Origin of the sequence: Rahnella inusitata, from assembly GCF_018288855.1 — a bacterium.
Classification (GTDB): Bacteria; Pseudomonadota; Gammaproteobacteria; order Enterobacterales; family Enterobacteriaceae; genus Rahnella; species Rahnella inusitata.
Genome location: NZ_CP065024.1, coordinates 1,496,769 through 1,517,395, shown reverse-complemented (window position 1 = coordinate 1,517,395; position 20,627 = coordinate 1,496,769). Strand labels below are relative to the sequence as shown.

The 20,627-nt window shown below is 54.2% G+C and carries 17 protein-coding genes; 3 read left to right on the top strand and 14 right to left on the bottom strand.

Going from position 1 to position 20,627, the window contains the following annotated elements; all coding sequences use genetic code 11:
- Positions 1–12: 12 nt before the first annotated feature.
- From pepB to trmJ, 4 genes are all read right to left on the bottom strand, one after another.
- Entirely contained in the window at positions 13–1,323 is a 1,311-nt protein-coding gene (pepB, locus tag I2123_RS07155; protein WP_213052073.1) for an aminopeptidase PepB, read from the bottom strand.
- 67 nt (positions 1,324–1,390) lie between these two features.
- Complete coding sequence (locus I2123_RS07150) at positions 1,391–2,560, bottom strand: IscS subfamily cysteine desulfurase (RefSeq protein WP_213052072.1); 1,170 nt, start codon at positions 2,558–2,560, stop codon at positions 1,391–1,393.
- Between the two features lie 208 nt (positions 2,561–2,768).
- Positions 2,769–3,263 carry a Fe-S cluster assembly transcriptional regulator IscR gene (gene iscR, locus I2123_RS07145; RefSeq protein WP_056781306.1) on the bottom strand — a complete coding sequence of 165 codons (495 nt, stop codon included), beginning with the start codon at positions 3,261–3,263 and terminating at the stop codon, positions 2,769–2,771.
- Between the two features lie 206 nt (positions 3,264–3,469).
- Complete coding sequence (trmJ, locus tag I2123_RS07140) at positions 3,470–4,207, bottom strand: tRNA (cytosine(32)/uridine(32)-2'-O)-methyltransferase TrmJ (RefSeq protein WP_112164806.1); 738 nt, start codon at positions 4,205–4,207, stop codon at positions 3,470–3,472.
- 127 nt (positions 4,208–4,334) lie between these two features.
- Here trmJ and suhB point away from each other — a divergent pair, with 127 nt between their 5' ends.
- The gene (gene suhB / locus I2123_RS07135) at positions 4,335–5,138 is read left to right on the top strand and encodes an inositol-1-monophosphatase (protein ID WP_112164805.1); all 804 of its coding nucleotides are present in this window, start codon (positions 4,335–4,337) and stop codon (positions 5,136–5,138) included.
- A gap of 66 nt (positions 5,139–5,204) precedes the next feature.
- Here the strand turns inward: suhB and I2123_RS07130 are convergent, their stop codons facing one another.
- A complete protein-coding gene (locus I2123_RS07130; protein ID WP_112164803.1) occupies positions 5,205–6,224 on the bottom strand; it encodes a nickel/cobalt transporter in 1,020 nt (339 codons plus the stop codon).
- A complete protein-coding gene (locus tag I2123_RS07125; RefSeq protein WP_244879890.1) occupies positions 6,215–6,838 on the bottom strand; it encodes a DUF1007 family protein in 624 nt (207 codons plus the stop codon). Before I2123_RS07125 ends, I2123_RS07130 begins: the two co-directional genes overlap by 10 nt.
- 229 nt (positions 6,839–7,067) lie before the next feature.
- Here I2123_RS07125 and csiE point away from each other — a divergent pair, with 229 nt between their 5' ends.
- Positions 7,068–8,363 (top strand): stationary phase inducible protein CsiE, encoded by a 1,296-nt coding sequence (gene csiE, locus I2123_RS07120; protein ID WP_213052071.1) that lies wholly within the window; start codon positions 7,068–7,070, stop codon positions 8,361–8,363.
- Here the strand turns inward: csiE and I2123_RS07115 are convergent.
- Both I2123_RS07115 and glyA read right to left on the bottom strand, forming a co-directional pair.
- The gene (locus I2123_RS07115) at positions 8,360–9,520 is read right to left on the bottom strand and encodes a 3-phenylpropionate MFS transporter (protein WP_213052070.1); all 1,161 of its coding nucleotides are present in this window, start codon (positions 9,518–9,520) and stop codon (positions 8,360–8,362) included. The two genes, csiE and I2123_RS07115, sit on opposite strands and share 4 nt — an antisense overlap.
- Positions 9,521–9,682: 162 nt before the next feature.
- A complete protein-coding gene (gene glyA / locus I2123_RS07110; RefSeq protein WP_112164799.1) occupies positions 9,683–10,936 on the bottom strand; it encodes a serine hydroxymethyltransferase in 1,254 nt (417 codons plus the stop codon).
- Between the two features lie 332 nt (positions 10,937–11,268).
- Here glyA and hmpA point away from each other — a divergent pair, with 332 nt between their 5' ends.
- Positions 11,269–12,459 carry an NO-inducible flavohemoprotein gene (gene hmpA / locus I2123_RS07105; RefSeq protein ID WP_213052069.1) on the top strand — a complete coding sequence of 397 codons (1,191 nt, stop codon included), beginning with the start codon at positions 11,269–11,271 and terminating at the stop codon, positions 12,457–12,459.
- Between the two features lie 70 nt (positions 12,460–12,529).
- Here the strand turns inward: hmpA and glnB are convergent, their stop codons facing one another.
- The 6 genes from glnB to mrdA all read right to left on the bottom strand — a co-directional run bounded on the left by glnB (position 12,530) and on the right by mrdA (position 20,447).
- Positions 12,530–12,868: a nitrogen regulatory protein P-II gene (gene glnB, locus I2123_RS07100; protein WP_013574351.1), complete on the bottom strand. Its 339-nt coding sequence runs from the start codon at positions 12,866–12,868 to the stop codon at positions 12,530–12,532.
- A gap of 156 nt (positions 12,869–13,024) precedes the next feature.
- Positions 13,025–14,362 (bottom strand): two-component system response regulator GlrR, encoded by a 1,338-nt coding sequence (gene glrR, locus I2123_RS07095; RefSeq protein WP_112164797.1) that lies wholly within the window; start codon positions 14,360–14,362, stop codon positions 13,025–13,027.
- Positions 14,359–15,105: a two-component system QseEF-associated lipoprotein QseG gene (qseG, locus tag I2123_RS07090; RefSeq protein ID WP_112164796.1), complete on the bottom strand. Its 747-nt coding sequence runs from the start codon at positions 15,103–15,105 to the stop codon at positions 14,359–14,361. The genes glrR and qseG overlap by 4 nt, the downstream gene beginning before the upstream one ends.
- A 28-nt stretch (positions 15,106–15,133) precedes the next feature.
- Positions 15,134–16,573, bottom strand: coding sequence for a sensor histidine kinase (locus I2123_RS07085; RefSeq protein ID WP_213052068.1), 1,440 nt, complete (start codon positions 16,571–16,573; stop codon positions 15,134–15,136).
- A gap of 575 nt (positions 16,574–17,148) precedes the next feature.
- Entirely contained in the window at positions 17,149–18,126 is a 978-nt protein-coding gene (locus I2123_RS07080; RefSeq protein WP_112164794.1) for a sensor domain-containing diguanylate cyclase, read from the bottom strand.
- Between the two features lie 374 nt (positions 18,127–18,500).
- Positions 18,501–20,447, bottom strand: coding sequence for a penicillin-binding protein 2 (gene mrdA / locus I2123_RS07075; protein ID WP_112164793.1), 1,947 nt, complete (start codon positions 20,445–20,447; stop codon positions 18,501–18,503).
- Positions 20,448–20,627 lie beyond the last annotated feature (180 nt).

The following is a 20,627-nucleotide window of genomic DNA, read 5'->3' as shown; positions in this document are numbered from 1 at the left end:
GGTGCTGGGTAGTTATTTTGCTTTGGCTAACAACAGGTTGGCGACAGTGCGCACGCCCAAACCGGTGGCACCGGCAGACCACTGGTCAGCCGCACTTTTGCGGTAAGTTGCGGAACAGTCGATGTGCAACCAGCCTTTTTTGTAATCCGTCACAAAGTGAGACAAGAACGCGGCAGCCGTGCTCGCACCCGCGGTGTGAGAGGGACCGGCGATATTGTTCAGTTCCGCGAAGTTTGACGGCAGATGTGAACGATGGAACTCTTCCAGTGGCAGACGCCAGAAAGGTTCGTGTTCGGCTTTCGCGCTTGCCAGCAGTTCGCCAGCCAGCGCATCGTCGAAGCTGAACAGCGCGTGATAATCGTTGCCCAGCGCCGTTTTGGCCGCACCGGTCAGCGTTGCCGCGTCGATCAGCAGTTCAGGATTCTGTGCAGAGGCGTCGATCAGGCCATCTGCCAGTACCAGACGGCCTTCGGCGTCGGTGTTCATCACTTCAACGGTTTTGCCATTGCGGTAGCGAATGATATCGCCCAGTTTGAGCGCATTGCCGCTGACCATATTGTCCGCGCAGCACAGATAAAGCTTCACGCGTTTATTCAGGCCGTTGGCCGCGGCCAGCGCCAGCGCACCGGTCAGGGTCGCTGCGCCACCCATGTCAGCTTTCATGGAATCCATAGAGCCGCTCGGTTTGAGGCTGTAACCGCCGGTATCAAAAGTAATACCTTTGCCCACCAGGCAGGCGTAAACCGGCGCTTCAGCGTCGCCGCTTGGGTTGTAATCGAGCGCCAGCAGAACCGGAGCGCGATCTGAACCACGGCCAACAATGTGCAGGCCGTTATAATTTTGCTGACGAAGATCTTCACCTTTGGTGATGCGGTAGCTGACTTTGTCGTTACCAAATTCGCACATCAGATCCACAGCGCGCGTGGCCAGTTGCTCTGGTGACAAGTCTTCTGCAGGGGTATTGATAGTGTTGCGCACCCAGTCGATGATTTTCAGGCGCTGCTTTAGCGTGGTCGAATCATCTTCTGATAATTCGGCCCATTCGACGTTACGGGTGCCTTTCGGGCCACGGAAGCCCTGCCAGAATGCCCAGCTGTTTTCGAGATCCCAGCCTTCACCGGCCAGTTTGACATTTTTAACGCCCTGACCGTCGATACGACGTGCCGCGCGGGAGATTGCCGTCAGCGCGTCGCCGCCATTCAGATGAATGGTCATGCCCGCAGAATCGGTACTCAGTGTGGCTTTTTCGCCCCAGCGCGCATCAGCAGGCTGAGTGGAAAGGAACACGGGCATGGCTTCATTGGTCGTTACTTCGGAACTCATAACAGCACTCCTGATTGTTTTTATCTTCAATGATGACAGGTAAATCGCCCTTTTATAGGGAGGGACTTCATTTCATATAAACCGGTGGCAACTCACGCAGGCGGCGGACCGATTTCACCACCAGCGCAATGGCATAATCAATTTCTTCTTCGGTGGTCCAGCGCCCCAGCGAAAAGCGGATGGAGCCGTGTGCCAGTTCTTCGCTCAATCCTATGGCACGCAAAACGTAGGAAGGTTCAAGGCTGGCGGAGGTACAAGCCGAACCGGAGGACACCGCCAGATCTTTGAGCGCCATGATCAGAGATTCCCCTTCCACGGCGGCAAAGCTGACGTTGAGAATGTTGGGTGCCGCGTGCTGCGGCGATCCATTGAGATGCACCTGATCCAGCTGCTGAATGCCCTTCCACAGACGATCCCGCAGTACGGTCAGACGCTCTGCTTCGGCGGTCATCTCTTCTTTGGCAATGCGGTACGCTTCGCCCATGCCGACAATCTGATGCACCGGCAGCGTCCCGGAACGCATACCGCGCTCGTGGCCGCCGCCGTGAATTTGCGCGTCGATGCGCACTTTCGGCTTGCGGCACACGTAGAGCGCGCCGATACCTTTAGGGCCGTAAATCTTGTGCGCCGAGAACGACATCAGATCGACCGGCAACTCGCTGAGATCGATAGCTATCTTGCCCACGCTTTGGGTCGCATCGACATGGAATAAAACGCCGCGACTGCGGCACAGTTCACCGAGAGTAGCGATGTCCTGAATTACGCCGATTTCGTTGTTCACCTGCATGATTGACACCAGAATCGTCTCCGGACGCATCGCCGCTTCTACCGCCGCCGGGGTGATCACACCGTCTTCGCGCGGAGCCAGATAGGTGACGTCGAAACCTTCGCTTTCCAGCTGGATACAGGTATCGAGCACCGCTTTGTGTTCGGTCTGGCTGGTGATGATGTGGTTGCCTTTCGCACGCTGCGCATGGGCTGCGCCTTTGATAGCCAGATTGTCAGATTCTGTCGCGCCCGAGGTGAAGACAATTTCACGCGGATCGGCATTGATCAGATCAGCAATCTGGTTACGCGCCACGTCGACGGCCTCTTCGGCCTGCCAGCCAAAGCGGTGCGAGCGGGAGGCCGGATTGCCGAAAGTACCGTCCAGTGTCAGACACTGCATCATCATCTGCGCAACACGCGGATCGACCGGCGTGGTGGCGGAATAATCGAGATAGATAGGTAGTTTCATGGCAGGCAAGCTCCGGACTGCGCGTTCGTTATCGAACAAAAGAATTAAAAACGACAGCCAGTTTAAAACGGCTTCACGGATTCTTAAAAGGGAAATGACGTTTTGCGGGCACTAATCGGTAAGAATTGACGTCAGTAAAAGAAAAAAGCCCGCGGAAATTAATTTCCCGCGGGCTTTTTTAAGCGTCGATCATCAGTGGAAAAAGAGATTACGCTCTTAAATTCACATTGATCGTTTCCATCTGACGGCCATTTGGCTGACGACGGACTTCACCGTTCTGACGGTCGGCCACTTCCAGGATTTCCTGGTTATTGACCAGCTCTGCCAGCGTAATGTTGTTCAGGAAGCCGCTGATGCGTTCACTCAGATCACGCCACAGGGTATGAGTCAGACAGCGTTCGCCGTTCTGGCACCCTTCTTTACCCTGACAACGGGTTGCGTCAACGGATTCATCGACGGCAGTGATGACTGCGCCAACAGCGATATCCGCGGAATCTTTACCTAACAGATAACCACCGCCCGGACCACGAACGCTGGCAACCAGACCGTTTTTACGAAGACGCGAGAACAGCTGCTCCAGATAAGAAAGGGAGATGCCCTGGCGCTCAGAAATGTCAGCCAGTGGTACCGGTCCTTCCTGTGAATGCAGCGCTACGTCAAGCATAGCGGTCACGGCATAACGGCCTTTGGATGTCAGTCTCATAGCATGGTTACCTGTGTTGAATTACTTAAAAAAAAATACATTGGTTCGGAACATGCAAATGAGTCTGCCATTCCCGAGTAAAACAGTCAACTATTTAACCTAGTAATTTACTCAAGTATTACAGAGCCAAAAGAACGAGGGAGAAGCAAAGTCGCAACCTTATGATAATCAGACTAAAAACTGTCTTTATTATCAGAAAGTGAGGCTTATTCCTTGCCGTTCTTAGTCTTTTCGATCGACGTCAGGATGCCGCGCAGGATGTTTAACTCCTGAGATTCAGGTCGCGCACGGGTGAATAACCGACGTAATTTGCTCATTACCTGACCGGGATGCGCCTGTCGAATAAAGCCGGTTTCCAGCAACGTATGTTCAAGATGCTGATAGAAACGCTCGAGGTCATCGACCAGCGGATACGGTGACTCTTCATACTCTACCTGCGGCTTCGCGGCTTCCAGTAAAGCAAGGTGCGCCACGCGCACTTCATACGCAATGATCTGCACAGCCATCGCCAGATTCAGCGAACTGTATTCAGGGTTCGCGGGAATGCAGACGTGGTAATTACACTTTTGCAGCTCTTCGTTAGTCAGACCAACGCGTTCACGACCAAACACCAGTGCGACTGGCGCGGTTTGTGCCGCGATGGCACTGTGCTCGCCGCATTCACGCGGTTCGAGCATCGGCCACGGCAATGTGCGCGAACGGGCGCTGGTGCCGATCACCAGACTGCAGCCCGCCAGGGCTTCGTCCAGCGTATCAACGATCTTCGCGTTTCCGATCACATCACTGGCACCGGCAGACAAAGAGATGGCCTGAGAGTCAGGTTTCACCAGCGGATTGACCAGATACAGGCTGGATAATCCCATAGTTTTCATGGCACGGGCGGTAGAGCCCATATTGCCAGTGTGGGAGGTTTCAACTAATACAATACGGATATTGGGCAGCATACAAACTCTGAGCGTGGCGGAAAATCACAACAGCCTATCACAACGGTAGTTAATTTTCAGAACCCCTGCTATACTGCGCGCCGTTTCCCGTATTCCCGTTCTTTAACATCCTAGTTGGAAGATATCCATGCATCCGATGCTCACCATCGCCGTGCGCGCTGCGCGCAAGGCCGGTAACCTGATTGCCAAACATTACGAAACGCCAGATTCTGTAGAAGCGACTCAAAAAGGTACCAATGATTTTGTTACCAATGTAGACCGCGAAGCCGAGCACATGATTATCGACGTCATTCGCAAATCCTATCCAAAACACACCATCATCAGTGAAGAGTGTGGCGAACTGGAAGGCGAAGACAAAGATGTACAATGGATTATCGACCCGCTGGATGGCACCACCAACTTCGTTAAACGCTTCCCACATTTCGCTGTATCTATCGCCGTGCGCATCAAAGGCCGCACTGAAGTCGCGGTAGTTTACGATCCAATGCGTAACGAACTGTTCACCGCGACCCGCGGTCAGGGCGCACAGCTGAACGGTTACCGTCTGCGCGGCACCAACGCTAAAGACCTCGACGGCACCATTCTGGCTACCGGCTTCCCGTTCAAAGCCAAACAACACGCAAAAAGCTACATCAACGTGATTGGCAAACTGTTCACCGAGTGTGCAGATTTCCGTCGTACCGGTTCTGCTGCGCTGGACCTGGCGTATGTCGCCGCTGGTCGCGTTGACGGTTTCTTCGAAGTGGCGCTGAAGCCATGGGATTTCGCCGGTGGCGAGCTGCTGGTTCGTGAATCAGGCGGCGTGGTGACTGACTTCGTTGGCGGCCACAACCATTACTCTTCTGGCAACATCGTTGCCGGTAACCCGCGCGTTGTTAAAGGTATTCTCAATACCATGCGTGAAGAACTGAGCGAAGCGCTGAAGCGTTAATTCCGCTGCTTATCAGTTAAAAAAAACGGACGTCCATTGCGGGCGTCCGTTTTTTTATGCCTTTTTTTAGCGACCGAACGGACCGCCCAGCCCCGATGAAGCCTCTCCGCCCGCTGTGCTGTACAACAGAATACCTGCTACCAGCAGCACAATTCCTCCGCCCAGTGCCAGCAGCGACCAGGCGATGCGTTGCCAGACCGCAGGCGTCCGGCTGGCGCTCAGCTTCACCGCCAGCGCCCGGCTGTAAAATACCAGCACGCCAATAAGGGAAACGGTGAGTGAGGTGCCGATGGCCATGGCGATAGCTGAAATCACGCCCCAGCTGTACACGCCGATCACCTTGGCAAACAGCAACACCATGACAGCACCCGAGCAGGGTCGCAGCCCCATCGCCAGCACGATCGCAATTTGCGTGCGTAAATCTCCGCCCGCCTGCAACTGTTTGTCACTCGGCACATGCTGATGGCCGCAACCGCAATGATCGTCATGAACATGCGGCTGCGCGCCCTGCGGTGAAATACTGCGTATCTTCATCGCGGGCACCGGTCGCAGACTTTTCAGCGTGTGATAAACGCGTTTCAGCGCCCGCCAGCACAGCAAAAGACCGAGCAGGATAACCAGAATGAAGCTCCCCTGCTCCATCCAGAAACTGCTCTGATGCAGCTGACGGGAAGAGAGCTGCAACACGCCGAGCACCACGCTGACCAGCAATATCGCCACCAGCCCCTGCACAATCGCCGAGGCAAAAGTCAGTTTCAGGCTACTTTTCAGTCGGGAAGGATGGGTGGCGAGATAGGTGGTGATGACGATTTTTCCATGCCCCGGCCCGATGGCGTGTACAACGCCGTAAATGAGGCTAAAGCCCGCCAGTGTCATGCCCGCCCGCATCGGATTTTCTTTTACCTGGCGCAATAATCCCGCCAGTTCCTGATGTAAATCCCGTTGCCACATAATGCTGCTGAGCAATATGCGCGGCCAATAATGCATCAGCAGGAAACCCCCTGCCGCCAGCAGAATAAGAAAGACCGCCAGCGGCCACAGATCGCGCCAGGAAATGGTTTTCGATGACGTTGAGATTAATGACATTCCAGCGTGACCTTCTGTGCAAATTGCTGACCGAGATCCATGCTTTCCGGCGGCGCATCGGCTTTATCGAGCGACAGCGCGTAGCTTTGCAGCGAAGCGTTTGGCTTTGGCGTAAACAGCGCCAGCGTGCAGCGCTTTTCCAGGGCAGCCGGCATGTGCAGCGCGGTTTTGTCTTTGTAGGTCATATCGACAAAGTAGGACGGGTCAAACGTCATAAACTCCATCGGTTTTCCGGTCAGTGGCTGAGGACGGGCGAGCGGCAGAACAAACTCAAGCACCGCCTGGTCGCCTTTGCGGGAAAGCTGATATTCGCTCGGTAAGTCCAGATATTTCACCGGCTTTCCCTCACGATAAAAGTTGGTGAAATAATGCTGGCTGAGCACGCGCGCCATCACTTCTGCTGCCAGCTTCTTCCAGATATCCGAACCGGTTTTGGCATTTTGCGCGTCATACAGCAAATCTGCCGAGGTGATTTCATCCATCGTCCAGACCATTTTCAGGCCGGTCAACGAAGTCTCGTCGGCAACCAGCGTGGTCTGCATATCAATAAAGCTGTGCGGATGCGCAGACGCAGCGCCCGGCAGGCAAAATAGCGCCAGCGCAAGCCAGCGCATACTGCGTCCTGAGAGCCTGTCCCTGGTTTTTTGCAACGTCACTCTCCTGTAAAGCATCATTAAATTGTTACTTAGTAACAGTATTTTGCTGTGCATTTAAGCGGTCGTCAAAAATATCTGTGATCTGAGTTGTAAGCCGGAGTAAAACCCAATGGCCGCGGCCTTTCGCGGGCGGGCGGTTTGCTATGCTTGACTAATAATTTCAAGTGACACCATTACAGAAGGTGATATGACTCTGGATCCACAACCTGCTCCCGCGCTTTCCGCTTCGCAACGTCGCTGCCACGTGTTGCTGATGCTGTACGCGCCGCTGACGGCTGTGCAACTGGAGATTATCAGTGAAATCAACCGGGTTGATCTGCGAACGACGTGGGACGATCTGGCGGAAGTCACCTGCGAGATCCAACGCATACACCGGCTGGACGTTCTGCAATACAGCGAAAAAGAGTGCCGCATTCAGGGCGACACCCTCGCCCAGCGCCTGTGTCTGTTTCAGGGATTACGCCGCACCCTGCGTATTTCCCCGGATTTCGTGCCGCGTCATTTTCTGCCCTGGTTACATATTGCGTTCGAAGGTCAGCCTTGCCCAAAGGTGGTACTGCGCACCGATATTCTGGGGGTCATGATCGAAGATTGTGCCTCGCTGTTGCCGAAAGGGCTGAGCGAGCACGATTGCCAGCTGATACGCATTTGTTTGCAATATTGTCTGTGGCAGAACGGTGCATGGCAAAGCGCGCCGTCCGGTGGGATTCGTTTCACCGAACAACAGCGTCGCTGGCTGCGCGAAAAAGCGGAGTATCCGGCGGCGCGAACGCTGTTTACGCAGTTGCAAACCCTGAGTCACGGCCTGATGGATGACAGCGAGTGTGAGTTTTTCACGCTGATGCTGCGCATGCTGAAAACGCACACCTACCAGAGTTCCGGCTCGACCGAAGATCAGCGGTTGCTGCTGCAAATCGAGAATCTGGTGGCGCGCTTTCAGGATGTCGCTGGCATGAAATTCAGCAGTTACGAAGGTCTGGTCGGCCAGCTTTTTGCGCATCTCGGTCCGGCGATTGAACGCTGTCATTTCGGCATTGGCATCGATAATCTGATGCAGGAAGAGGTCAACCGGATGTATCCGCGTCTGGTACGTACCACCCGCGAAGCGCTGGAAGGGTTTGAGCAGGAGTATTTGATCGCGCTCTCAGAAGATGAAATCGGGCTGGTGGCGATCACTTTTGGCGCCTGGCTGATGCAGGGCAATGCGTTACAGGAGAAACAGATATTACTGCTGACGCACAATAATCCGGAACTGGAAGAGGCGGTCGAGCAGCAAATCCGCGAAGCTACGCTGCTGCCACTTAATATCAAATATCAGACGCTGACGGATTTCTATAAATTCGGTGCCCCGAGCGGCGTAGCAATGATTGTTACGCCCTACGCCACCCGCAGCACCGACGCCGATCCGCTGGTCATTCACACCCAACTGCCGCTGGCGAAAGAGCAGCGAAAACGTATCCGCTCGCTGCTCGAAGCGCCTTAACTGACAGGCGTTGCCGGTGCGGAAGGCGTGACGTTTGGACGCAGGAAAATAGCCGGAACCGCCAGAATCGCCATCACCCAGAACAATCCGGCATGCAGATGTTCAAACAGGAAGCCGGACACCATCGTCATAATTGCCACCCCGCCACCCATTGCCAGCGCAGAATACACCGACTGTAAGCGGATCACCTGATCGCGCGGACGCGCTGCAATAAAGCGCATACCCGCCAGATGACAGACGGTGAACGTGCCGCAGTGCAGGATTTGAATCAAAATCAGCCACGGCAGCGCGGTAAATTCGCCCATCAGTCCCCAGCGCACCACACCGCACACTGCCGACAACAGCAGTAAATCGCGCGCCGACCAGCGGCTGAACAGCTGTTTGCTGAAGGTAAATACCAGCACTTCCGCCACCACGCCCAGCGACCATAAATAGCCGATAGTCGTCGAAGAATAGCCGACGTCTTGCCAGTAGATGGCGCTGAAGCCGTAATAGGCCGCATGCGCACCCTGCAACAATGTGACGCACAGCAGGAATCGCCAGACCGGCGTTTCACTCAGCAGCGCTTTCCAGGTGATGGTCGGCGCGCCGCTCTGACGCGGTTCCCCGACCGGCTTCACACTTGGACGCAGCAGCATCCCGAGCAGCATCGCCGCCGCGCCTGCGGTCAGCGTGTATAAAATCGCGTTATGGCCGTAGACCTCCACCAGTTTGCCGGTCAGCGCCGACCCTATCACAAACGCAATCGAGCCCCAGACGCGCACTTTGCCGTAATCCATGTTGATCTGACGTTGCAGCGTCCCCGCCAGCGCATCGGTCAGCGGCACCAGTGGCCCGAAGAACAGGCTGAAACCGGCGATGTTGATCATCAGCCACGCCCAGCCGTTGCCGAACCAGAAGCCGACGGCGAAGGCCAGTGTGAGCAATGCCAGGATGCGCAGCCCGGTTACTAAATGAGAGGGGTCTTTGATGGAAGGAGAAATGATTAACGTGCCAAGGAAGCGAGCGACTAACCCTGCGCCGAGCAGCAGGCCGATATTTTCAGAAGAGATCCCCTCGCCTTTAAGCCATAACCCCCAGAAGGGAAGAAAAATACCGTAACTGAAAAAATAGGTGAAATAACTGAGTGACAGCCAGCGTGTGGAACGCAATTCCATAGATCCTCCGGTGTGAGGCCAATACTTTGACAGAGCTCACAATCGCTAGCAATCCGCAAACCTCTCCATGACAAAAGAATGTCTGCCAGCTCACAAATTCTGATTCATACGTATAAAAAAACCCGCCGGAGCGGGTTTTAGCACCTGACGGTTACCGCAATATTATGCGTAAACCGGGAAGCGTGCACAGATGTCGAGAACTTTGTTTTTTACGCGTTCGATAGTGGCTTCATCGTTCACGTTGTCCAGTACGTCACAGATCCAGCCAGCCAGTTCACGGACTTCTGCTTCTTTGAAGCCGCGACGGGTCACAGCAGGTGTACCGATACGTACGCCAGAAGTTACAAACGGGCTCTTCGGATCGTTTGGCACGCTGTTTTTGTTCACGGTGATGTTGGCGCGACCCAAAGCGGCATCAGCTTCTTTACCGGTCAGGTTTTTATCCACCAGATCCATCAGGAACAAGTGGTTGTGCGTACCGCCGGAAACCACTTTGTAACCACGTTCCAGAACCACAGCCACCATTGCCTGTGCGTTTTTCGCCACCTGCTGTTGGTACACCTTGAATTCAGGTTCCATCGCTTCTTTCAGTGCTACCGCTTTACCGGCAATCACGTGCATCAGCGGGCCGCCCTGACCACCAGGGAAGACGGCGGAGTTCAGTTTTTTGTAGAACTCTTCGCTGCCGCCTTTCGCCAGGATCAGACCACCGCGTGGGCCAGCCAGCGTTTTGTGCGTGGTTGTGGTGACGATGTGTGCGTGTGGCAGCGGATTAGGGTAAACGCCTGCGGCGATAAGGCCAGCAACGTGTGCCATGTCGACGAATAAGTAGGCACCAATGCTGTCAGCGATTTCACGTAGTTTGGCCCAGTCAACAATACCGGAGAACGCGGAGAAGCCGCCGATGATCATTTTTGGTTTGTGCGCTTCAGCCTGACGTTTCACATCTTCGTAGTCGATATCGCCAGTTTCGTCGATACCGTAAGGCACCACGTTGTACAGTTTACCGGACAAGTTAGCCGGTGAGCCGTGAGTCAGGTGACCGCCGTGACCGAGGTTCATCCCCAGAATGGTGTCGCCCGGTTGTAACAGTGCGGTGTAAACCGCGAAGTTTGCCTGTGAGCCGGAGTGTGGCTGAACGTTAGCAAAATCAGCACCGAACAATTCTTTTGCACGGTCGATAGCCAGTTGTTCAACGATGTCGACGTACTCACAGCCACCGTAATAGCGTTTGCCTGGGTAGCCTTCGGCATATTTGTTGGTCAGTTGCGAGCCCTGAGCCTGCATAACGCGCGGGCTGGTATAGTTTTCTGACGCAATCAGCTCGATATGTTCTTCCTGACGAACAACTTCTTTTTCCATTGCTGCCCACAGCACTTCATCATAATCGGCAATGTTCATTTCACGCTTTAACATCCGCATCTCCTGACTCAACAAACTAAAAAATAAACGCCCCTTGCGGGTTCTGCGCCACAGTGTAAATGTTTAAGCGGCCTTCGGATAGGGTCAGCTTAAGGTTTTTAGGCAAACGATTGGCTCCAGATACAGCAAGGCTTTGATCTGTGAACCTCTGTCCATAATCAAGGGAGTTTTATTCACCTGAACATGTACAAATTTCAGCTTTGTGAGCCATTCCTCATCTGATAATAGCCCTACCCCTTTAGGGGTGTTTACAAAAATTGTGGGTTTACATAAGATGCATTTAAAATACATGTTATGGCGTTACAATAAACGACACGGAGTTCACCATGCTTGACAGTCAAACTATCGCAACCGTTAAATCCACCCTTCCTTTACTCGCCGCGACCGGCCCGAAGCTCACCGCGCACTTCTATGACCGCATGTTCGCCCACAATCCTGAGCTGAAAGACATCTTCAATATGAGCAATCAGCGCAACGGCGATCAGCGTCAGGCACTGTTTGACGCCATCTGTGCTTATGCCGCCAACATCGACAATCTCGCGGCGCTGCTGCCTGCGGTAGAACGTATTGCTCAGAAGCACACCAGTTTCACCATCCGCCCGGAACAGTACAATATTGTCGGTACACACCTGCTGGCGACGCTCGATGAAATGTTCAGTCCGGGTCAGGAAGTTCTGAATGCCTGGGGCGAAGCCTACGGCGTGCTGGCGAACGTGTTCATCAACCGTGAAGCCGAAATCTATCAGGACAGCGCAGAGAAAACCGGGGGATGGAGCGGTACTCGTGAATTTCGTATCGCCACGAAACAACCGCAAAGCAGTCTGATTACCTCTTTCCTGCTCGAACCGGTCGATGGCCAGCCGGTAGCGGACTTTCAGCCGGGGCAATATCTGGCGGTGTATATCCGCGACGCTTCGCTGAAGAATCAGGAAATTCGCCAGTATTCCCTGACGCAGGCACCGAACAGCAAAACTTATCGCATCGCGGTGAAACGCGAAGATCAGGGCGCGGTGTCGAACTTCCTGCACAACCACGCACAGCCTGGTGACATCATCCACCTCGCCGCACCGCACGGTGATTTCTTCATGGAAATCAGCGACACCACGCCGGTCGCGCTGATTTCCGCCGGTGTCGGCCAGACGCCGATGCTGGGAATGCTAAATACGTTGGCGCAGCGCGGGCATAACGCCCCGGTTCAGTGGCTGCACGCTGCCGAAAACGGCGCTGTCCATGCTTTCGCCGGTGAAGTGAAAAGTGCCGGGGCGCGACTGCCGTCGTTGGAAAGCCATGTCTGGTATAACCAGCCGCAGGAAAGTGATCTCCCTGGCGAAGATTTCCAGTTTCAGGGGCTGATGGATTTAAGCAAAGTCAGCTCGCAACTGGGCGACCCGGCGATGCATTTTTACCTGTGCGGCCCGGTCGGGTTCATGCAGTTCGCCGCGCAACAGTTGCTGGCGATGAACGTCAGCGAAGACAGAGTTCACTATGAATGTTTCGGCCCGCATAAAGTGATCTGAATCTGAAAGGCTGTAAAGCAAAAAGGCTGACGCGATGTCAGCCTTTTCCGTTTCTGCTCCGCACGGCGGATCAGATAGCTTCTTCGTCCTGCTCGCCGGTACGGATACGTACCACGCGCGCCACGTCGAACACGAAGATTTTACCGTCGCCGATTTTACCGGTCTGCGCGGTTGTCATGATGGTTTCCACGCAGGTATCCACGATGTCATCAGCCACAACAATTTCGATTTTCACTTTTGGCAGGAAATCGACCATGTATTCAGCACCACGGTACAGCTCGGTGTGACCTTTCTGACGGCCAAAACCTTTCACTTCGGTGACGGTCATCCCGGTAATCCCGACTTCTGCCAGCGCTTCGCGGACATCGTCGAGTTTGAATGGCTTGATAATCGCATCAATCTTTTTCATGGCGGACCCTTATAATCATTCGTTTGCTCTCCGCCTTCCTGAGCGGCAGCATGGTTCACAATCTGGCTTCGCAGGCGCGTGGCGTACGAAGGGGCTAAAGGTATCATAGTTCAGGGGCGGGAATGTACCCGATGGCGCTGATATTCTTTACAGTCTTTACTCTTTAAAATCGGTCGCTTCCAGTTCGTGGCGCGACAGCAATTTATAGAATTCGGTGCGGTTACGTCCGGCGATACGCGCCGCCTGCGTGACATTGCCTTTGGTTATCTGCAAAAGCTTACGCAAATAATTCAGCTCGAACTGATTACGCGCATCGGCGAATGTCGGCAATGCGGTGTTCTCCCCTTCGAGCGCCTGCTGAACCAGCGCTTCGCTGATCACCGGCGCGGAAGTGAGCGCGACACATTGCTCGATCACGTTCACCAGCTGACGCACGTTTCCCGGCCAGCTGGCCGCCATCAAACGTCTCAGTGCATCGGTAGAAAAACTGCGCACAAACGGCTTGTGCCGCTGCGCCGAGATCCGCAGCAAATGATTGGCGAGCAGCGGAATATCCTCCGCCCTTTCGCTCAGCGTTGGCAATTTCAGGCTGACCACATTCAGACGGTAGAACAGGTCCTCGCGAAATTCGCCCTTCTCCATCGCTTTGGGCAAATCACGGTGCGTGGCAGAAATAATGCGGACATCGACGTCAATATCATGATTGCTGCCGAGCGGGCGCACCTTGCGCTCCTGCAAAACACGCAGCAGTTTTACCTGCAATGAAAGCGGCATATCGCCGATTTCATCAAGAAATAACGTCCCTCCGGTTGCCGCCTGAAACAGCCCTTCCCGGCTGCTGACCGCGCCGGTAAACGCACCTTTGGCATGGCCGAACAGCTCGGACTCCAAAAGTTGTTCCGGCAACGCACCACAGTTGATGGCGATAAACGCTTTCTTCCCGCGCGGGCTGGCACCGTGGATCGCCTGCGCCAGCACTTCTTTACCGGTGCCGCTCTGGCCGTTGATGAGCACGCTCACGTCGGACTGGGCGACCATATTGGCTTGCTCCAGCAGACGTAGCATGACAGGGCTGCGGGTGACAATTGCTTCGCGCCAGCTTTCATCCGCCGACGGGCTGGACTGCGCCAGCGCCTCATCGATGGCTTTATAGAGCGCATCGCGATCGACAGGTTTGGTGAGGAAACTGAAGACGCCCTGCTGCGTGGCGGCGACCGCATCGGGGATCGAGCCGTGCGCGGTAAGAATGATCACCGGCATGCCCGGTTGGAATTGTTGGATCTCCGCGAACAGCGCCATGCCGTCCATTTCATCCATGCGCAAATCACTCAAGACCAGGTCGATACGTTCACGGTGCAGCACACGCAGCGCTTCTGCCCCGCTTTCGGCAGTGGTGACACGGAAACCTTCGCTGGTCAGGCGCATACCCAGCAGTTTTAACAGGCTGGGATCGTCATCGACCAGCAATAAACTGGCAGCTTTTCGTAGCGTCATTTTGCGTTCGGATCCTTAGGCGGCGTGTAAGTCTCAGCCGGTTTCACGGAGGATTCAGAAGCCGGTTTCGCCGGCGTGGCGGGATCGTTGTCCGGTAAATCACCCTGAATTTGTTTGCGCGAGGAGAGCTGACGTTCGATATCAGTCAGGTTCTCCAGCTTACGGCGCGTATCCGCCAGACTGTTTTCCAGTGTCTGCTGTTGTGCAGTCATCACCTGAAGTTTTTCTTCATTTAGTGATTGCTGGCGGAGATTGCCGGCTTTTTCATCCCCCAGTACCACCTGCAAATTCTGACGCTCGCGCCACAGCTGCACCAGCGGGCGGATTGAAGACGGCATCTGTCCGCGATTCTGGCTGACTTTATTCAGCAAGGCCCGGCGCTGCGTGAGATCCGGATCGGCACCTGACAGCAGGATGCTCTGTTTGAAGATCTGATCCCAGCTGGCGGCGGGGATCTGCTGCGCCTGAAAACGCGCCTGCGCGTCGCTCATACGATCGGCACAATCCATCGCACGCAGCCAGTAGAGGGAATTGGTCAGCGCGTCGTCATCGTCCAGCGCCCAGAGGGTCTCACAGGGCGCAATACGAAAATCAGTCACTTTGCTTTCAGGAACAACATTACTGGAAACTTGCTGATAATAGGAATTATCGGCAGTGTGCTGCACGCATCCCGCCAGTACCAGCGCGCTACCGATCGACAAAAATCGGCGAACAGATTTAATCAGTAAGGTGAATGCGCTCATTGGTCGCACCCGCCAGCGAATATCATCATTATTTATTCTTCTCAGCCGTCAGGGGCAATTCGATACGGAAACAGACGTCAGCATCCTCAACGGCAACCAGTTGCAGCTCTCCATGCATACGGCGAATACAGTCCTGAGCAATGCTTAACCCCAGACCGCTGCCTTTTACAGCCCCTTTTCTCTGCTGGCTGCCCTGATAAAAAGGTTCAAAAATCATCGCGCGCTCGGCGTCGGGGATCGGGGCTCCGGAGTTCGCCACCTCGATAATCACCCGCTCTTCACCATACCGGCTGCGGACCCAAATAGTACCGGATTCAGCCCCGTAGTGCACCGCATTGGAGTAGAGATTATCCAGCACCCGGCGCAACAGCGTCGGTTCTGCCAGACACTGTGGCGCATCAATAACCACTTCACTGCGGATTTTCTTCGCCCGCGCAGGCAGACTGTTGGCTGCCACCACGTCAGTGACCAACGCATTAAGATCGACATTCACGCTGAGCGTTGGCGCATCCGCCAGTTTCCGGTTGTAATCGAGTAACTGTTCGATCAGCGTCTGTAAATGGCGACTGCTGTTGTTTAAGATCGCCACCACTTCTTTTTGATCGGGCGTCAAGGGTCCGGCGACTTCATCGGCCAGCAATTCAGTGCCTTCGCGCATACTGGCGAGCGGTGTTTTCAGCTCATGAGAGATGTGGCGCAGGAATTCATGACGCTGCGATTCCAGCCACGCCAGTCGTTCACTCAGCCAGACAATACGCTGCACCAGCGAGCGGATTTCCCGCGGGCCTTTAAAACGCGAGACATCCCCCAGATTACGCCCTTCGCCCAGCCGGTTGATCATGCGTTCAACGCCTTTCACCGGGCCGATAATCATGCGGGTAAACAGCACCACCAGCGCACCGCTGAGGAGGAACAGCACCAGCGCCTGCCAGCCAAAGAACTGGCCGCGCTCGGCAATTTCTCGCTGCAACTGTAAACCGCGTGAAAACACCACTTCGCGGGTGGCCTGCACCATTTCAGCATTGGTGCGCGAGAAATTCTCCAGCCGCGCTGAGGAATCGTCATCCGGCGAGTTATTGCGGCAAACCGGCATAGTCAGTTGGGTCAGCAACGTGCGCAGCGTCTGGTAATAACGTAAATCTGGCAACACGGCAGAATGCGCGTCCAGTAATTGCGAATATTGTTTGCGTTGATTTTGATAAAGGCGGGAAAGCGTCGGATCGTCAAGGACACAATACTGACGGTAGCTGCGCTCCATTTCCAGCGCGATGCTGGACATGGCCTCGCTGCGACGGGCATCGGTCAGCGTAGTGCGGTTGATCCGTGCAGCCTGGCGGCTGAGCTGGTCGAGACTGTCATAGGCCTGATAAGCCAGTACCAGCAAAGGCAGCAGGACTAACAGGAAAGCCATCAATACCAACTGGCGTAACGAACCGGGGAATAAACGTCCTCTTTTCAACGCATTCATCTCATTTTCAACAGATGAAGTCATGCTAGCTGACAAAGGTATGAACAGCCAGTGTCGCGGCGAATGGTCTTTAAGGTTTTTGGAATGGTAGAAAAAAAGGAAATTTCAGAGGGGTGGTGTTGCAGAACATCCATCAGGATGTTCTGCAAACCGGAAGAGGTGGTGCCTCACTCAACGTGTCGTTCGATGCTTGATAACGTGCTTGCGCAACGATTATCGGTCTGGTGAACGATAGGCACCGTTTCTTAGGCGTCATTCGGGCATTATGAGCATATCAACGCTTTCGCGTGAGCCAATCATAATCAGGTGAATGAGCAACTGCAGTGATACTAGCACAATGCATGCCAACATTTAAATAAAAAATATATCACACTGAAATTTATCATTTTTTATATAAATGTGATTTTATTGTTCTGCCTGCAAACCCGATAACCCGCTGAAAAAACAGCCAGAGTGTCGCCGTAAACCAACACTTCAGACACCTTTTATTAAATAACTTAAAAATCAATAAGATATATGTCTCTAAATGGCGACACCTTTTTTGGGGATTGTCGCCAAATTATGACAATAAGAAATCAGTGGCTAATCACCGCGCGTTTAATGAGCTGCTTCTGGCTGTACATCGCCTGATCGGAGTCTGCCAGCAGGCTATGGACGGAGGCGTGTTTCGCCGCGTCATATTCAATTTGCCCGACGCTGAATTTAATGTCGTAGCCGCGCTGTTCCTGCAAGTTCCACGCAACTACCGCTTCGTGCAGACGCTGCATGATTTCCCTCGCCTCAAGATGGCTGGCGTTGGTCAGCAGCGCAACAAACTCATCGCCGCCGAGTCGCCCGACCACATCAGTTTCGCGTAGCAATCCGCTGAGAATACCGGCGAATACGGTCAGCGCGCGATCGCCTTCGGCGTGCCCGAACTTGTCATTAATCGCTTTAAAATCATTCATATCGAAAAAGAGCATCGTGGCCGGTAAGCCCAGACGCTGACACGCATTCAGCGTCTGCTGCGCCTGCGCTTCGAATCCACGACGATTCGCCACCAGCGTCAGTTCATCCATCGTCGCCATTTGCAGCGCACCGATTTCCTGCTCGGCCATTTTGGCTAAGTCGCGCAGCAACTGGCGTTCATCATCGCTCATCTCACGGGGTTTCACGTCGATCAGGCACAAGGTACCCAGTGAACTGCCGTTGGGGACGACCAGCGGGCATCCGGCATAAAAACGAATACCGGGATCGCCGGTTACCAGCGGATTATCGTGAAAACGTTCGTCACAAAGGGTGTTGGGCACCAGCATGACGTCATTTTCCAGAATCGCGTGAGCGCAGAAAGAGACATCCCGCGAGGTTTCGGTGGCCGCCAGCCCCTGGCAGGATTTAAACCACTGACGGTTGACGTCTACCAGCGACACGAGTGCGATGGGCACATCAAACAGTCTTCGTGCGAGACGGGTCAGGCGATCAAAACGTTCTTCCGGCAGGGTATCGAGCAGATTGTAGGCACGCAACGCGTGGATGCGCTTCGCCTCGTCAGTAGGGATTTCTGGCGTTTTCATTCACAGACCTCATTTTTCATGCGCCGCTTTTCATCGTAAAAACCGATGACGCAAAAGCGAAGCAGATTTCCCGGGTTCAAAATAACTGCAAAAATACGTATTGCGGATGTCCTGAAAATAAAGACATCGTCCTGTTTAGCATGTGTTGTTTATTTAAAGGCTTCATCAAAACAATAGCAAAAAATACAACCACGAAGAGGATGGTAGATGCTGAACAGGTCAGTTTGAACTAAGAATTTTATTACTTACGCAATTTCATCGCGCTGAAGTGCGGGTTAATCCCCGGCACAGCAGCGCTTAAACCACGTATTCAGAGAAGTCCGTAAAGTGCACTAAAACCCTAAATCCGGGGGAAAAAAGCCGGCAAACCACTGTCAATGCTCGCTGAAACCCAGTGAATTTGGCGTCGGCACCGGCTGTTCGCAGTCTATCGGATTATCCACTTTGGCCGGATCGCACTGAGTAGCCTGCTGCGGGATAAATATATGATCGAGGATCGCGCGCGCCGTCGGCCCGGCGACAACGCCATCGCCTCCGCCGTTTTCCAGGATCAGCGCCATCACCACCGAAGGATGTTTATACGGCGCGAACGCGGTATAGAAGATATGGTCACGCAGGCGAACCGGGGTCATTTTAGCGTTATAGACCTGATTCTCACGCAGGCTGAATACCTGAGATGTCCCGGATTTCGCCGCAATTTGATAAGGGGCGGTGTGGAACAACTTATAGCCGGTGCCGTTCGGCAGATTCGCCATGCCGAACATGCCATTTTTGACGATACCCCAGACAGGCGACGTCGGATCGGCAATTTGCTGCGTCGGCGGCATTTTATACGGCGTGATCGTTTTGCCGCTTTTTGACGAATACAGCAGATGGGGCGTTTCGAGCTTACCGTTATTCACCAGCGCACTCAGCGCCCGCACCATCTGAATCGGCGTCGCCACCCAATAACCCTGCCCGATGCCGACCGATACCGTATCGCCCTGATACCAGCCTTTCTTGTGTACCTTCATTTTCCACTCACGGCTGGGCAGAACGCCGCTGTACTGCTCGTCCAGATCGATACCGGTAGACTTGCCGTAGCCGAATTTGCTCAGCCAGGTGTGAATACGGTCGATGCCCATTTCAAACGCCACCTGATAGAAGAAGGTATCGGCAGATTCTTCGATGGCTTTGGTGACATTGAGCATCCCGTGGCCCGTTTTCAGCCAGTCACGATAATGGCGCTGCGTGCCCGGCAACGTCCAGGTCGGCGCGCCGAAGAAAGAGGTTTGTGGCGTGATAACACCTTCGAACAACGCCGACGTCGCCATAAACGGTTTTACCGTAGACGCTGGCGGATAGAGCCCCTGCGTCACGCGGTTGATCAGCGGTAGATCCGGGTTTTTCAGCAGCGCGCTGTACTCTTTGCTGGAGATGCCGTTCACAAACGGATTCGGGTCGTAACTCGGGCTGGACACCATCGCCTTGATGCCGCCGTCGCGCGGATCCATCACCACCACCGCGGCACGCTGGCCTTTCAGCACTTTCTCAATGTACTGCTGCAAACCGAGATCCAGCGTCAGATAAATATTCTGCCCGGCCTGCGGCGGGACTTCTTTCAGCAGACGCACCACGTGACCGTGGTTATCGACCTCCACTTCCTGATAACCGGTGCGGCCATGCAAAATACTTTCGTAATACTTTTCAACGCCCTGCTTGCCGATATCATGGTCTGCGGCATAGTTCTCGGAAATCCCCTCGGCGTCGAGTCGCTTTTCGTCTTTATCATTAATCTTCGATACGTAACCCACCACGTGCGCCAGCTCCGCGCCATAGGGATAACGCCGCTGCTGATAGGTACTTATCGACACGCCGGGGAAATTGAACTGATTTACCGAAAACCGCGCGACTTCGACATCGGTCAGCGCCAGTTTCAGAGGGATTTGCGCAAAGCGACGCCCGTGGATCATCGCGTCATGGAAGCTGTCGAGATCGTCCTGGGTTAAGTCAACAATCGGCTTAAGCGCATTGAGCGTTGCCTGTAAATCCGGGACTTTGCCGGGGATCATCTGCAACTGATACAGCGTGATATTTTGCGCCAGCACCACGCCGTTGCGATCCATAATCAACCCGCGGCTGGGGGCGATCGGGAGCATTTTGATGTCGTTCTGATTTGAGCGGGTCTGATAAAAATCATGCATTCCCACCTGTAAATGATACAGATTTAGCACCAGAACGGCGGACAGCAGAAACACGACCATAAAAGCAATCACGGCGCGGCGGACGAAAAGGACGGACTCGGCGGTATGGTCGCGGATTTCGTCGTTTAGTAAGGCCATAAGCGGGCAACTACCTTTATTATCTGCTTCTTAAAGCGGGCGAAATGAAAAAGAGTGGAGTCTGGAAAAGTGCGAAAGGATAGCCCGCCCTGCAACAGGCGACTATAAGAAGTGTGCTAATGAAGTAGCAGGAGTGTTTCTATTTATTGCAGGAATATTGCAGTGCGTGGCGGATCCGGC